This is a genomic window from Pseudomonas sp. B6001 (assembly GCF_013386015.1).
Taxonomy (GTDB): Bacteria; Pseudomonadota; Gammaproteobacteria; order Pseudomonadales; family Pseudomonadaceae; genus Aquipseudomonas.
This window is the reverse complement of sequence record NZ_JACAOX010000009.1, coordinates 168,141-182,391: the sequence shown is the minus strand read 5'-3', so window position 1 is coordinate 182,391 and position 14,251 is coordinate 168,141. Positions and strand designations below refer to the sequence as shown.

14 protein-coding genes are annotated in these 14,251 nt (G+C 62.2%); 6 read left to right on the top strand and 8 right to left on the bottom strand.

Annotation, left to right across the window (positions count from 1 at the left end; genetic code table 11):
- Nucleotides 1–56: 56 nt before the first annotated feature.
- Nucleotides 57–2,072: an excinuclease ABC subunit UvrB gene (uvrB, locus tag HX821_RS11725; protein WP_003214470.1), complete on the bottom strand. Its 2,016-nt coding sequence runs from the start codon at nt 2,070–2,072 to the stop codon at nt 57–59.
- Between the two features lie 343 nt (nt 2,073–2,415).
- Between uvrB and HX821_RS11720 the strand changes: the two genes are divergently transcribed.
- Entirely contained in the window at nt 2,416–3,612 is a 1,197-nt protein-coding gene (locus HX821_RS11720; protein ID WP_003214471.1) for an amino acid aminotransferase, read from the top strand.
- Between the two features lie 310 nt (nt 3,613–3,922).
- Nucleotides 3,923–4,132: a hypothetical protein gene (locus HX821_RS11715; protein ID WP_017478782.1), complete on the top strand. Its 210-nt coding sequence runs from the start codon at nt 3,923–3,925 to the stop codon at nt 4,130–4,132.
- Here the strand turns inward: HX821_RS11715 and HX821_RS11710 are convergent, their stop codons facing one another.
- Both HX821_RS11710 and HX821_RS11705 read right to left on the bottom strand, forming a co-directional pair.
- On the bottom strand, nt 4,133–4,702 hold the full coding sequence (locus tag HX821_RS11710; protein ID WP_087694344.1) for a hypothetical protein: 570 nt from the start codon (nt 4,700–4,702) through the stop codon (nt 4,133–4,135).
- A 677-nt stretch (nt 4,703–5,379) separates the two neighbouring features.
- Nucleotides 5,380–6,261, bottom strand: coding sequence for a LysR family transcriptional regulator (locus tag HX821_RS11705; protein WP_177035786.1), 882 nt, complete (start codon nt 6,259–6,261; stop codon nt 5,380–5,382).
- A 104-nt stretch (nt 6,262–6,365) separates the two neighbouring features.
- Between HX821_RS11705 and HX821_RS11700 the strand changes: the two genes are divergently transcribed.
- Nucleotides 6,366–7,757 (top strand): aldehyde dehydrogenase family protein, encoded by a 1,392-nt coding sequence (locus HX821_RS11700; RefSeq protein WP_087694345.1) that lies wholly within the window; start codon nt 6,366–6,368, stop codon nt 7,755–7,757.
- A gap of 34 nt (nt 7,758–7,791) precedes the next feature.
- Here HX821_RS11700 and HX821_RS11695 read toward each other — a convergent pair whose 3' ends face one another.
- Entirely contained in the window at nt 7,792–8,430 is a 639-nt protein-coding gene (locus HX821_RS11695; protein ID WP_177035785.1) for a TetR family transcriptional regulator, read from the bottom strand.
- Nucleotides 8,431–8,559: 129 nt separating this feature from the next.
- Between HX821_RS11695 and HX821_RS11690 the strand changes: the two genes are divergently transcribed.
- The 3 genes from HX821_RS11690 to HX821_RS11680 are packed head-to-tail and all read left to right on the top strand — an operon-like array spanning nt 8,560 to nt 11,678.
- Nucleotides 8,560–9,216 (top strand): O-methyltransferase, encoded by a 657-nt coding sequence (locus HX821_RS11690; RefSeq protein WP_008438792.1) that lies wholly within the window; start codon nt 8,560–8,562, stop codon nt 9,214–9,216.
- Between the two features lie 22 nt (nt 9,217–9,238).
- Nucleotides 9,239–10,444, top strand: a complete 1,206-nt coding sequence (locus HX821_RS11685) for an arabinose transporter (protein ID WP_177035784.1) — start codon at nt 9,239–9,241, stop codon at nt 10,442–10,444.
- Nucleotides 10,445–10,466: 22 nt separating this feature from the next.
- The gene (locus HX821_RS11680) at nt 10,467–11,678 is read left to right on the top strand and encodes a YeeE/YedE family protein (protein WP_177035783.1); all 1,212 of its coding nucleotides are present in this window, start codon (nt 10,467–10,469) and stop codon (nt 11,676–11,678) included.
- 115 nt (nt 11,679–11,793) lie between these two features.
- Here HX821_RS11680 and HX821_RS11675 read toward each other — a convergent pair whose 3' ends face one another.
- From HX821_RS11675 to HX821_RS11660, 4 genes are all read right to left on the bottom strand, one after another.
- Nucleotides 11,794–12,177 (bottom strand): cytochrome c, encoded by a 384-nt coding sequence (locus HX821_RS11675; protein ID WP_177035782.1) that lies wholly within the window; start codon nt 12,175–12,177, stop codon nt 11,794–11,796.
- Nucleotides 12,178–12,210: 33 nt separating this feature from the next.
- A complete protein-coding gene (locus HX821_RS11670) occupies nt 12,211–13,110 on the bottom strand; it encodes an alpha/beta hydrolase (protein WP_177035850.1) in 900 nt (299 codons plus the stop codon).
- A 147-nt stretch (nt 13,111–13,257) separates the two neighbouring features.
- Nucleotides 13,258–13,698, bottom strand: coding sequence for a TspO/MBR family protein (locus HX821_RS11665; protein WP_076016149.1), 441 nt, complete (start codon nt 13,696–13,698; stop codon nt 13,258–13,260).
- 124 nt (nt 13,699–13,822) lie between these two features.
- A complete protein-coding gene (locus tag HX821_RS11660) occupies nt 13,823–14,215 on the bottom strand; it encodes a hypothetical protein (protein WP_008438809.1) in 393 nt (130 codons plus the stop codon).
- Between the last annotated feature and the right edge of the window lie 36 nt (nt 14,216–14,251).

Below are 14,251 nucleotides of genomic sequence, written 5' to 3'. Positions count from 1 at the left end.
TCTTGGGACGCAGAGCGTCCCGGGCTGCTTTCCCACGCAGAGCGTGGGAACGATCATCAGACCGCCAGCAACCGCTCCCGCAACTTGCCAATCTCATCGCGCATCTGCGCCGCCGCTTCAAACTCCAGATCCCGCGCCAACTGGTACATCTTCTCTTCCAGCTGGCGAATACGCTTGGTGATCTCGCTCGGCGAACGCAATTCCGCTTCGTACTTGGCATTCTCCTCCGCAGCCTTGGCCATGCCCTTGCGCTTCTTGCTGCGCGAACCCGGCACCGTTGCGCCTTCCATGATGTCGGCCACATCCTTGAACACACCCTTCGGCGTGATGCCATGCTCCAGGTTGTAGGCAATCTGCTTGTCGCGACGACGCTCGGTCTCGCCAATCGCCCGTTCCATGGAACCGGTGATCCGGTCCGCATACAGAATCGCCCGGCCATTCAGGTTGCGCGCCGCCCGGCCAATGGTCTGGATCAACGAGCGCTCGGAACGCAGGAAGCCTTCCTTGTCTGCATCCAGAATCGCCACCAGGGACACTTCCGGCATATCCAGGCCTTCACGCAGCAGGTTGATCCCCACCAGCACATCGAAGGCGCCCAGGCGCAGGTCGCGGATGATTTCCACGCGCTCCACGGTGTCGATGTCCGAGTGCAAATAACGCACGCGCACGCCGTGGTCGGCCAGGTAATCGGTCAAGTCTTCGGACATGCGCTTGGTCAGCGTGGTGACCAGCACCCGCTCTTCCAGGGCCACGCGCTTGGTGATTTCCGAAAGCAGATCATCCACCTGAGTCAGCGCCGGGCGGATTTCGATTTGCGGGTCCACCAGGCCGGTCGGGCGCACCAGTTGCTCAACTACCCGCCCGGCATGTTCGGCCTCGTAGTTACCCGGCGTGGCCGAGACAAAAATCGTCTGCGGGCTGATGCCTTCGAACTCGTCAAAACGCATCGGCCGGTTATCCAGCGCCGATGGCAGGCGGAAGCCGTATTCCACCAGGGTCTCTTTACGGGAACGGTCACCTTTGTACATCGCGCCCACCTGCGGCACGCTGACGTGGGACTCGTCGATCACCAGCAAGGCATCGTCCGGCAGGTAATCGAACAAGGTAGGTGGCGCCTGCCCGGACTCGCGGCCCGAGAGGTAGCGCGAGTAGTTTTCGATGCCGTTGCAGTAGCCCAGTTCTAGGATCATCTCCAGGTCGAAGCGGGTGCGCTGTTCCAGGCGCTGGGCTTCCACCAGCTTGTTGTTGGAGCGCAGGTATTCCAGGCGCTCCACCAGCTCAGCCTTGATGCCCTCGATGGCGCCCATCAGGGTTTCGCGCGGGGTCACGTAGTGGCTTTTCGGGTAGAAGGTGAAGCGCGGCAGCTTGCGGATCACTTCGCCGGTCAACGGGTCGAAGGCCGACAGGCTCTCGACTTCATCGTCGAACAGCTCGATGCGGATCGCTTCCAGGTCGGATTCCGCCGGGTAGATGTCGATCACATCGCCGCGCACGCGGAAGCTCGCCCGGGCGAAATCTATGTCGTTGCGGGTGTATTGCAGGCTCGTCAGGCGACGCAACAGTTCGCGCTGGTCGAGTTTGTCGCCGCGGTCGACGTGCAGCACCATCTTCAAATAGGTTTCCGGGCTGCCCAGGCCGTAGATGCACGACACCGTGGTGACGATGATCGCGTCTTTGCGTTCCAGCAGCGCCTTGGTCGCCGAGAGCCGCATCTGCTCGATGTGGTCGTTGATCGAGGCGTCTTTCTCGATAAAGGTGTCGGACGACGGTACGTAGGCTTCCGGCTGGTAGTAGTCGTAGTAGGAAACGAAGTACTCCACCGCGTTGTTCGGGAAGAACGCCTTGAACTCGCCATACAACTGCGCGGCCAGGGTCTTGTTCGGCGCCAGCACCAGGGTCGGGCGGTTCACCTGGGCGATCACGTTGGCGATGCTGAAAGTCTTGCCGGAGCCGGTCACCCCGAGCAAGGTCTGGTGCGCGAGGCCCGCCTCAATGCCTTCGACCATCAGGCGGATGGCTTCCGGTTGATCGCCGGCAGGCTCGAAACGGGTGACTAGCTGGAAATCCGACATAACGTACCTCTTGAGTCACCCCGGGGCCGGAAAAAGCAACGGGGACGAAAAAGACCGCGACCCGCGACTGTTCGGCGCAGGTTGCAGGAAAAAACCATGATAGCTGTAGAAGTGGAGGCGAATGTGACGGGTTTCAAGGCAATCGTCCTACATGCCGTTGGTCACCCATGTTGCAATAAGACTAACGGTCGGTAAATAAACCGAAAAACTTGGCCGAAAAGCCGTTTCGGCTGTCGCCGTGAGCAGTGATGGCCTCTATACTAGCTCCCCGTTTGTGCACCGCTCTAGTGCATTCGGCTGGAGCGCGACACGTCCCTCCACTCTCTATAGAGCTGCCGCAAAAATGAGCCTGTTCTCCGCTGTCGAAATGGCACCACGCGATCCAATCCTGGGCCTCAACGAAGCATTCAACGCCGATACCCGAACCACCAAGGTGAACCTTGGCGTGGGCGTTTACTGCAACGAGGAGGGGAAGATTCCACTCTTGCGTGCCGTTGCCGAAGCGGAAGCCATTCGCGTGGCGCAACACGCCGCCCGTGGCTACTTGCCGATCGACGGTATTGTCGCCTACGACCAGGCCGTGCAAAAGCTGCTGTTCGGCGCGCAATCGCCGCTGATCAGCTCCGGCCGCGTCATCACCGCCCAAGCGGTCGGCGGCACCGGCGCCCTGAAAATCGGCGCTGACTTCCTCAAGCAACTGCTGCCCAACGCCGTCGTCGCCATCAGCGACCCGAGCTGGGAAAACCACCAGGCGCTGTTCGAAAAAGCCGGCTTCCCGGTGCAAACCTATCGTTACTACGACGCCGCCACCCACGACGTAAACCGCGCCGGCCTGCTGGAAGACCTCAACGCCCTGCCGCCACAGTCCATCGTCGTGCTGCACGCCTGCTGCCACAACCCGACCGGCGTCGACCTGAGCCCGGCCGACTGGCAACAAGTGCTGGACGTGGTCAAGGCGAAAAACCTCGTGCCGTTCCTCGACATGGCCTACCAGGGCTTTGGCGACGGCATCGACGAAGACGCCGCTGCGGTGCGCCTGTTTGCCGAGTCGGGCCTGACCTTCTTTGTGTCCAGCTCGTTCTCCAAATCGTTCTCGCTGTACGGCGAGCGCGTGGGCGCCCTGTCCATCGTCACCGACTCCAAGGAAGAAAGCGCGCGCATCCTGTCCCAGGTCAAGCGCGTGATCCGCACCAACTACTCCAACCCGCCGACCCACGGCGCGGCGATTGTGGCGGCGGTGCTGAACAACCCTGAGCTGCGTGCCCAGTGGGAAGCCGAACTGGCGGAAATGCGCCTGCGCATTCGCGGCATGCGCGAGCAGATGGTGGCTGACCTGGCCAAGGCTGCTCCGGGCCACGACTTCAGCTTCGTCGGTCGCCAGCGCGGGATGTTCTCCTACTCCGGCCTGAGCGTTGAACAAGTGACACGCCTGCGTAGCGAGTTTGGTATCTACGCGCTGGATACCGGTCGTATCTGTGTGGCGGCGTTGAACCAGAAGAACATCGATGCCGTGACCAAGGCCATCGTTCAGGTGCTGTAAGCCTGTTGTGATGCAAAAAAAGGGGAAGCCAATGGCTTCCCCTTTTTCATTCTGAAAACCGCGCCCCCTGTGGCGAGGGAGCTTGCTCCCACTGGGCTGCGAAGCGGCCCCAAAACCTGCCACCGTGAACTTTATGAATGAATGCGGTGCCTGAACTGGGGCTGCCGCGCAGCCCAACGGGAGCAAGCTCCCTCGCCACAGGGTGGGTGGTTTGCCTTCATGAGCGGGTGTTCAGCCCCTAAAAATTCGCTGCTTTCAGTCCGCTGCCCCTAGACTGACAGCAAGACAGTCCCTTCCCCTTGAGTATCCTATGAGAAACGACGACCTGGACCTGCGTGCCGACCGCGACGAACTGGACCACTTCACCCCGCGCCCACCACCCGCCAAGCGCCAGAAAAGCCTGGTGCTGCAAGTCGCGCTCGGCGTATTCCTCGGTGGTTTGGCCTTATGGCTGGTGCAACTGGGCGCCGGCGCCCTGATGGCCAAGCTGGCCATGGGCACCTTCCAGTTCGGCGGCTAACTAGTTGCCCGCGGGCCTGTCGAAGTGAATCCTGGAGAAGTGACGCAGCCACCAGTACAACATCGCCAGGCCGTAACCCAAAAAAGCCGACCCTGCTGACGAATAGAGCACCTGAATCAGCGGGGACTCATAAAGGCATTTGCGGGTGCAATCGGGCTCTTCCGGGAAAGCCACAGTTAAACAGGACATTCCGACGCCAATCATGGTCGCCACCGGCAAGACCGCCATATGGCGCCGTCGATTGACCAGTGAACGCAGGAAGGCCCTTCGATAAGGCCCCCAGCGCGCAATCAGCACCCCATAGAAAACGCTGAACAGCCAAGCCAGTGAAAAGATCAGTTTGGTCACCGGCGGGAAGTACGAGCGTTGCGCCCATTTCTCTATCGACGGCAGCGCTTCTGCGAGCCCACCCACCAAGGCATTGGCCCACCTCAGATTGAGAAAACCTTCACTCAACCCTCCAAACACCAGGACCGATGTGAACGCCAGCGGCACCCAGAATATGAGGCGTTGAAAAAAACGGTCCTTTGTCGGCGACTCAACGATTTTCGAGCCTGGAGGCTTAAGCATGGTTTCCCTTCCCTACTGGCAAACGGCCTAAGGCCACTAGCCATCAGCGTAGTCGAGAACACATCAACCTCACCCCACCTCTTGAACGCTCCTCCAGCAATCGGTTTGGCCTTTTGTCTGGTGCAAGCAGCCCCCCTGCAGTTCGGCGGCTGACCAAGACCAAATGTGGGAGCCGTCGAGCTATAGCGAGGCCGCTATAGCGGTGGGTCAGGCACCATAAATGTCGACTGTGCCGACGCCTTCGCAGCCTCGCTGAAGCTCGACAGCTCCCACAGGGGGCCTGTGTGACTGATGCAACTGGGTACCGGCGCCCTGATCGCCAAATCGGCCATGGGCACCCTGCAATTGGCATCTGACCAAAACCAAATGTGGGAACCGTCGAGCTTTAGCGAGGCCGCGATAGCGGTGGGTCAGGCACCATCAATGTCGACTGTGCCGACGCCATCGCAGCCTCGCTGAAGCTCGACAGCTCCCACACGGGACCTGTGTGACTGATGCAACTGGATACCGGCGCCCTGATCGCCAAATCGGCCATGGGCACCCTGCAGTTTGGCGGCTGACTAAAGATCAAATGTGGGAGCCGTCGAGCTTCAGCGAGGCCGCGATAGCGGTGGGTCAGGCACCATAAATGTCGACTGTACCGACGCCATCGCAGCCTCGCTGAAGCTCGACAGCTGCTACGGCGACGATGCCAGGGCCAAGCCACGCTCTTCCAGCAACTGCACAAAACTGTTCAGGCTCTGCGACACCGTACCCCGGCGCCAGATCAGCCAGGTATTCAGAATCCGGAACGTATCGGTCAGCGGCCACACACTCACCGCCGTAAACCCCGGCATGCTCTCCAGCATGCTCCGCGGCATCAGCGCCAACCCGGCACCGGCACTCACACAGGCGAGCATCCCGTGGTACGACTCCATCTCGAAGATCTTCCCCGGCACCGCGCCATCCTGTGAAAACCAACGCTCGAAGTGATGCCGGTACGAACAGTTCGAACGAAACGTGTAGATGCTCTCCCCGCTCACATCCCGCCCCCGGGTGATCGGCGCGTGATGCAACGGCGCAATCACCACCATCTCCTCCTCGAACACCGCCACGCCCTCCAGCGTCGCGTGCAACACCGGCCCATCGACAAAAGCCGCCGCCAGCCGCCCCGACAACACACCCTCGATCATCGTGCCGGACGGCCCGGTGGTCAGGTCCAGCTCGACCTTGGCGTGCTTCTGGTTATACGCCGCGAGCAACGCCGGGATACGCACCGCCGCCGTACTCTCCAGCGAGCCCAACGCAAACGCGCCCTGGGGCTCCTCCCCCGCCACCGTCGCCCGGGCCTCTTGCACCAGATCCAGAATGCGCCGGGCATACCCGAGGAAATTCCACCCGGCCGGCGATAACCGCAGCCGGCTCTTCTCGCGAATAAACAAGTCCACGCCCAGGTCCTGCTCCAATTGCTTGATCCGCGTGGTCAGGTTCGACGGCACGCGATGGATCAATTGCGCGGCAGCGCTGATGCTGCCTTGCTCGGCAACGGCTTTGAAAATTTCCAGCTGGACCAGATCCAAGTCATTCTCCAAACGTGAACGTATTGCTTAATATTATTCAGTTTCCGAAAAAGATACAGCCCCGTACGCTGGCCTCCATCCCATTCACTGCGCAGGACGGTGCCATGAACTCCATTTCCTCCCAGACCCACGCGTTGTCGATCAACCCCGCCAACGGTGAAACGGTCGCCAGCTACCCGTACGAAACCGAGGCGCAGCTGGATGCCGCCCTGACCCGCTCGATCAACGCCTTCCGCAACGGGCGCAATACCCCCGTCGCCCAGCGCGCCGAATTACTGCTGGCCCTGGCCAGCACCCTGCGCGACCAGGCCGAAGAAATGGCCCAGATGATCACCCTGGAAATGGGCAAACCCATCGCCCAGGCCCGTGGCGAAATCGAAAAATGCGCGCAACTCGCTGAGTGGTATGCGGCCCACGGCCCAGCCATGCTGGCCCCGGAAGCCACCCTGGTGGACAACGGCACCGCCCAGATCGAATACCGCCCGCTGGGCCCGATCCTCGCTGTAATGCCGTGGAACTTCCCGGTGTGGCAAGTGCTGCGCGGCGCGGTGCCAACCATGCTCAGCGGCAACACCTACGTGCTCAAGCACGCGCCTAACGTGATGGGCAGTGCGTACCTGATGAAACAAGCCTTCCAGCGCGCCGGCTTCGCCGATGGCCTGTTCGAAGTGATCAATGTCACCCAGGACGGCGTGTCCAAAGCCATCGCCGACCCGCGCATCGCCGCCGTGACCCTCACCGGCAGCGTGCGCGCCGGCATGGCCATCGGTTCCCAGGCCGGGGCCGCGCTGAAAAAATGCGTACTGGAGCTGGGCGGCTCCGACCCGTTCATCGTGCTCAACGACGCCAACCTCGACGAAGCCGTGCAAGCCGCCCTGATCGGCCGTTTCCAGAACTCCGGCCAGGTGTGCGCTGCCGCCAAGCGCCTGATCATCGAAGAAGGCGTGGTGGAAGCCTTCACCGCCAAATTCCTCGAAGCCAGCCGCAACCTGGTGATGGGCGACCCGACCGCCACCGAGACCTACATCGGGCCGATGGCCCGCTTCGACCTGCGGGACGAACTCGACGGCCAGGTCCAGGCCACCCTGGCCGAAGGCGCCACCCTGCTGCTGGGCGGCAGCAAAGTCGAAGGCGCGGGCAACTACTACGCCCCCACCGTGCTGGCCAACGTCACCGACCAGATGACCTCGTTCAAACAGGAACTGTTTGGCCCGGTCGCCTCCATCATCACCGCCCGCGATGCGGACCACGCCGTGGCCCTCGCCAACGACAGTGAGTTCGGCCTGACCGCCAGTGTGTTCACCACCGACCCAGAGAAGGCACGCAGCATCGCCAACCAGCTGGAAACCGGCGGGATCTTTATCAACGCCTACAGCGTGTCCGATCCCCGGGTCTCGTTTGGTGGTGTGAAAAAGAGCGGCTTCGGGCGGGAGTTGTCGCACTTCGGTGTGCGGGAATTCTGCAACGCGCAGACCGTGTGGCTGAACCGCCGCTAAGGCAAGCGCTGCAAACGATGGCCCGCCCTGCGGGTCATCGTGCTGTCTGGTTCAGCACCGTCACGTAGGCACCGAACATATCCGCCATGGCGTCCGCATAGGCGGTTATTTGCGCCTCGGTGCGCGGGCTTCCCGAGAACTCCTTTGCCACCGAACTGAACGTGGTGGCGATCAAATCGCAAGCCAAAGCGCGGGTGGCTTCAGGCACCTGCGGCAGCAGTTCCAGCATGAACGCCTGGAAAATCTGTTGCCCTTCTGCGCGAACCTCATGGGCTTCGGGCGCATCACGGTACAGCGGCGCAGCGTCGCTCAGGGCGACACGCATCTGCGCCTCCTCACATTCCGAACGAATAAACGCATGCACCAACGCCCGCAACCGCTCAAGGGCCGGCTGGCTTACGTCCTGCAGAATGCGGCTGAGCATCTGCGAGGTTTGCTGCCACTCATCCGCCTGCAGCCGAAACAGGATGGCCGCCTTGTTGGGAAAGTACTGGTACACCGACCCCACGCTGACACCGGCCTTTTCCGCGACACGGGCGGTGGTGAAACGGCTGGCGCCTTCCTTGGCCAAAACCTGAATAGCCGCCTCCAGAATGGCCGACACCAACTCGGTGGACCGCGCCTGTTTGGGCTCTTTGCGTGAGGAAATCTGCGAGGTCTGGCGATCGGTCATGGGGCGTTCCTGCTGCCGTTGGAATGCGAATAGCGAATGTGACGAATTGTTCGCATACTTTAAATGCGACGAATCATTCGCATACTAGCCCGGCGCCTCACGGCGCTCAACCTGCAGCAGGACATCCCCATGAATACGCTTACCTCGGCCCCGATGGCGGCCCTGATTGAACGGCTGTACACACAGGCCGATGCCGCCACCAGCCCCGTCATCAACACAGTGACCCACGAAGAACGCGACCGCCTGATGCGCAGCAAGACCGACTACCTGGCACTCTACGGAATGCTGAAAGACCTGTGGTTGCCCGTCTCCCGCGACACCGGCACCCTGCTGTACATGCTCGCACGCAGCAGCAAAGCGCAGGCCATCGTCGAGTTCGGTACTTCGTTCGGCCTGTCCACCCTGCACCTGGCGGCCGCCCTGCGGGACAACGGCGGCGGCACGCTGATCAGCAGCGAGTTCGAGCCCTCGAAGATCGCTCTCGCCCGGCAACACCTGGAGCAAGGCGGCGTGAGCGACCTCGTGGAGATCCGCCAAGGCGATGCCCTGGTTACCCTGGCCACCGGCCTGCCCGACAGCGTCGACCTGCTGCTGCTCGACGGCGCCAAGGCGCTGTATGGCGACGTGTTGAACCTGGTGGAAAGCCGCCTCAAGCCCGGCGCGCTGATCATCGCCGACAACACCGACTACTGCCCCGACTACCTGGCCCGGGTGCGTTCGCCAGCAAATGGCTACCTGTCGGTGCCGATCGGTGACGACGTCGAGCTTTCCGTTCGCCTGGGCTGATGCCCGTCAGAGGATTCAACTCATGTCTGGATTGGTAAGCCCAGTGGTACTGAAATTACTGCCCATCACCCTGGCGGTGTTTGTCGGGTTCCTGATCATCGGCATGCAACTGCCGGTGCTGCCGCTGCACCTGCACAACACCTTGGGCATGGACACGCTGGTGGTGGGCGTGGTGATCGGTGCGCAGTTTGCCGGGGCACTGTTGTCGCGGTCCTGGGCCGGCAATTTTGCCGATATGCGCGGCCCCAAGCGCGCCATGCTCGTGGGCATGCTGGTGGCGGCCAGCTCCGGCTTGATCTACCTCGCGTCCCTGGCGTTTGTGGCGTCGCCGGTGGTCTCGGTGTGGGTGTTGCTCGCCGGGCGCGTGGTGCTGGCGCTGGGGGAAAGCCTGATCGTGACCGGCTCGATGGGCTGGGGTGTCGGGTTGGTGGGGCCGCAAAATACCGGCAAGGTCATGGCCTGGATCGGCATCGCAATCTACGCCGCGTTTGCCCTGGGGGCGCCCCTGGGAGTGGCGGTGAATAGCCAGTGGGGTTTCAGCGGGATCGCCGTCGGGACCATGGTGATTCCGCTGCTGGCACTGGCCATCGTCGCCGGAGCGCAAGGCGTTGCGCCCACCAGCCAGCGGCGCACCTCGTTTTTCAAGGTGCTGCGCTCGGTGTGGGTACCGGGGTTGGGCCTGGCCTTTGCAAGCGTCGGGTTTGGCGTGATTACCGCGTTTATCGCGCTGCTGTTTGCCACCAAGGCCTGGGGCAATGCGTCATTGGCGTTTACCGCCTTTGGCCTGGCGTTTATCGGCGCGCGGATTTTCTTTGGGCACCTGCCCGACAAGATCGGCGGTGCCAAGGTCGCGCTGGTGTGCGTGATAATCGAAGCCGCCGGGCAGCTGTTGATCTGGGGCGCGGACAGTGCGTTGACTGCCTACCTGGGCGCGGCGCTGACCGGTTTCGGCTACTCCCTGGCGTTTCCCGGCTTTGGGGTGGAGGCGATAAAGCGCGCGCCGCCCCAATCCCGCAGCCTGGCGATGGGTGCGTATGTGGCGTTCCTGGATATTTCGCTGGGGGTCAGCACCCCGCTGATCGGCGCCTTGGCCGGCGTGGCCGGAGTGGCATCGGTGTACCTGGCGGGCGCAGTGGCCGTGGCGCTGTCGGTGATCGTGGCGCTGGCGTTGCTTTTCAAGGCGCCAGTGGCGGAGCGCGAGGTTTATACTTCGCCACCTCGCCCTTAACCCACATCACCCGAGATTCCCGATGAGCCTTTCCCTGTCCACAACCCCAGCGCGCAAGCCGGTCGCGCCATTGCTGGCGTTTGCCATCCTGCTGTTCGGCGCCGTCTTCCTGCAAAACAGCGTCGGCTCGCGCCAGGTGCTGTTGCTGGTGGTCGGCGCCGCACTGGGCCTGACGCTGTACCACGCTGCCTTCGGCTTTACCTCGGCCTGGCGAGTGTTCATCACCGACCGGCGTGGCGCGGGCTTGCGTGCGCAGATGGTGATGCTGGCGATTGCCGTGGTGCTGTTCTTCCCCGCGCTGGGGGCCGGCACCCTGTTCGGCCAGCCCGTGGTCGGGCTGGTGGCACCGGCCGGGGTTTCGGTGGTGTTCGGGGCATTCATTTTCGGCATCGGCATGCAGCTGGGCGGCGGTTGTGCGTCCGGCACCCTGTTCACCGTGGGCGGTGGTAACGCGCGCATGCTGGTGACGCTGTTCTTCTTTATCTGTGGTTCGTTGATCGCGACTCACCACGTCGACTGGTGGTTCTCGCTGCCTTCGTTCCCGGCGGTTTCCATCGTCAAAAGCTTCGGCGTGGTGCCGGCCTTGCTGCTGAGCCTGGCCGTATTTGGCATCATCGCAGCAGTCACCGTGCGCCTGGAAAAAGGTCGTCACGGGCAACTCGAAGCCGGCGTCACCAGCGAACACCAGGGCCTGCGCCGCTTCCTGCGCGGGCCATGGCCATTGGTGTGGGGCGCAATTGGCCTGGCCCTGCTCAACTACGCCACCCTGGCACTGGCCGGGCGGCCATGGGGTATCACTTCGGCGTTCGCGCTGTGGGGCGCCAAGGTTGCCGGCGGGTTGGGCGTAGACGTAGGCAGCTGGGCGTTCTGGCAAATGCCGGGCAATGCCAAAGCGCTGGCGGCGCCGGTGTGGGAAGACGTTACCAGTGTGATGGACATCGGCATCATCCTCGGTGCGCTGTTGGCTGCGGGATTGGCCGGGCGTTTCGCTCCAAGCCTCAAAATTCCGGCACGCTCGCTGTTCGCCGCGGTGATCGGTGGGTTGCTGTTGGGTTACGGCTCGCGCCTGGCGTACGGCTGCAATATCGGCGCGTACTTCAGCGGGATTGCATCGGGCAGCCTGCATGGCTGGGTGTGGTTGGTGGCGGCGTTTATCGGGAATAGCGTGGGCGTGCGGTTGCGGCCGTTCTTCTTTGCAGGTGAGCGTCCGCAGGTAGCGTTGAGCGGTTGCTGACTGATCGTTCCCACGCTCCGCGTGGGAATGCCGCCAGGGACGCTCTGCGTCCCGCTGTTGGTGACGCGGAGCGTCACGGGATGCATTCCCACGCGGAGCGTGGGAACGAGCAGCATCACCGGCTTTTTGAAATCGCTCCGCTCATGTACTCGTTCAAATCGCGAAAGTCCTGAACTTTCCAGGTGAACGGTGACAACTTCACACCGTTCTCCCGCAACGTTCTGGGAATCAGGTCGCCATTTGGACGAAGAATGACGGACGACACGATAACGCCCGGATAATCACTCAAGCGTTTTTTGAAAGTAGCCGTTGTCAGGTCAGGCGTAGGCGGATTGCTTTTATTCGCCAAGGGTCCCGTGCCTTTGATATCCGCGCCGTGGCACATGGCGCAGCGCTGCAGATAAATGTTTTTCCCGTTAGCGTTGTCCGCAAAGGACAGTGATGTTTGAACCAGCGATAAAATCCCCAGCGACGCGATGAACGACTTTCTTATTTTCATCTTTCCATGTGGCCTTGTTGTAAAAATCCAATATCAACCAACCGAGCGTAAACGACCCGTGATCCAATCGCGGCTGTAAGCCAGCACGCGGCCCGACATCGCCGTCGGAAAATGAATAAACCCATGAGCCGCCTGCGGTAACAAAAACACCTCGGACCCCGCCCATCGCTCGGCCATCTGCAGCGTGTCGTCCAGCAACGGGTCCAGCTCCCCCACAAACATCAGTGCCGGCGGCAGCCCGGCAAGGTCGCCATACAACGGTGACAACGGCGGCTGCCGACGCTGCTCGTCACTCAGGCCCGGCGTCAGCAAACGCAGCGCCTCCACCATGCCCGGCCCGTCCAGCAGCAGCGTTTCGCGTCCTGCCGTACGTACGCTCGGTGTACCGGTCAAATCGTAGACGCCGTAATACAGCACCGCCCCGCTCACCCGCGCCAGCAATTCGGGCGATTGCTTCAGCGCCAGCAGCGTGGCCGCCGCCAGGTGCCCCCCGGCAGACTCGCCGACAACGATCACCGGCAGGCCGGCGAACTCCTCACAGTCCCCGAGCAACCAGCGCGCCGTGGCCAGGCAGTCTTCCAGAATCCCTTCGACCGGCGTATTCACCGCCAGCCGGTAATCCACCGACACCACCGCCACCTCGCACGCATTCACCATGGCCACGTTGAGGTCGTCATTCATCTGCGCATTGCCGATCACCCAGCCGCCGCCATGGATATCCAGCACCACGCCCCTGGCCTTGCCCTTCGGCCGGATGATGCGCACCGGCACCGAGCCCACCCGCCGGCTTTCAGCGTGCAGGCCATGCTTGAGCAACTTGTTGCCGGCCACCATCTGGCTGGAGCGCAACAGCGCCTGGATCACCCGGGGCGTCACGCGGTTGCGGATGCGAAAACGCGGCATCCAGGCGAGCTTCTGGTTAAAGCGCTGCATTTGCGCCAGTTCATGTTCTTCAGCAGGCCACAGCGTGTGAGTTCCCAATTCGATATTCCCTCTATCTCTAAAAGAGATGTTCACCTTGGCCAGTGTGCGTGGGCATCATGGCAATGATGTTTCCGCCCTCTGCCCACGCCGCCAGGCTCAGCGGTTATTGCGCAGGATGGAGAAATTCAACGCAGCCGCAACGCTGAGCCACACCAGGTACGGGAACAGGATCAGCCCGGTGATCAAATCCAGGCGCACCGTCAGCAGCACCATGGCCGCCACTACCAGCCACAGCAGCGTGATGATCACCATCCCGGCGAAAATCCGGTGGGCGCCGAAGAACACGGGCGTCCACAGGGTGTTGAGTGCGATCTGCGCAGCCCATAGAGCCAGCACGATTTCGCTGCCGGGGATCAGAGTCAGGCGGTAGCCGGCCCAGGCCAGCAGCAGGTAGATGATGGTCCAGGCGACCGGGAACAACCAGTTGGGTGGCGTGAAGCTGGGTTTGACCAGGGTGGCGTACCAGTCGCCCGGTTTGAAGATAATGCCGGTGCTCGCAGCAGCACCGCAGGCCAGAAGAAAAATAAACAACGTCACCATAATCGGTCCTTAGCTGAGAGCAGCTGCGTGGAGATGAAAGCCTTGACGGCGGTTTCAGGGTTGGACGCCCCGCGCAGCAAAAAGTGTATTTTTCTTTGCTCCGTGCCCCGCCACAGATGCCCTAGCTGAACGCGATGTAAACAGGCTGCTGCTCCACCGCCGACTGCTCACAAGCACGGACCAGATCCCGTACACAATAAAGTCGCCAGCCCTTGCCCGCGCCCCACTTGGCAGCCACATCATCAAACGACGCCGCTTCATCCCGCGCGGCCCGCTCCCAATCATCGTGCCCGATATCGGCGATCAAGCGTGTTTGGTAGTCCTTCAAAAAGGGAAGCAAGCCCTGCGCATGATCAACCTCCAGCAGCACAACGTCAGCCGAGTCCAGTTGCTGCCTGGCCGCCTCGACCCAGTCCCGCGCCTGCAACGGCAGCGCGTCCAGCACCGCCTCAAAGGCCGATCCCGACTTGTCGCTGCCCTGAAACGAACCACACCCAATCTCGCCACCCGCCATGTCGCTCTCCTTGATAGTGATTCATATGCGCTGGGT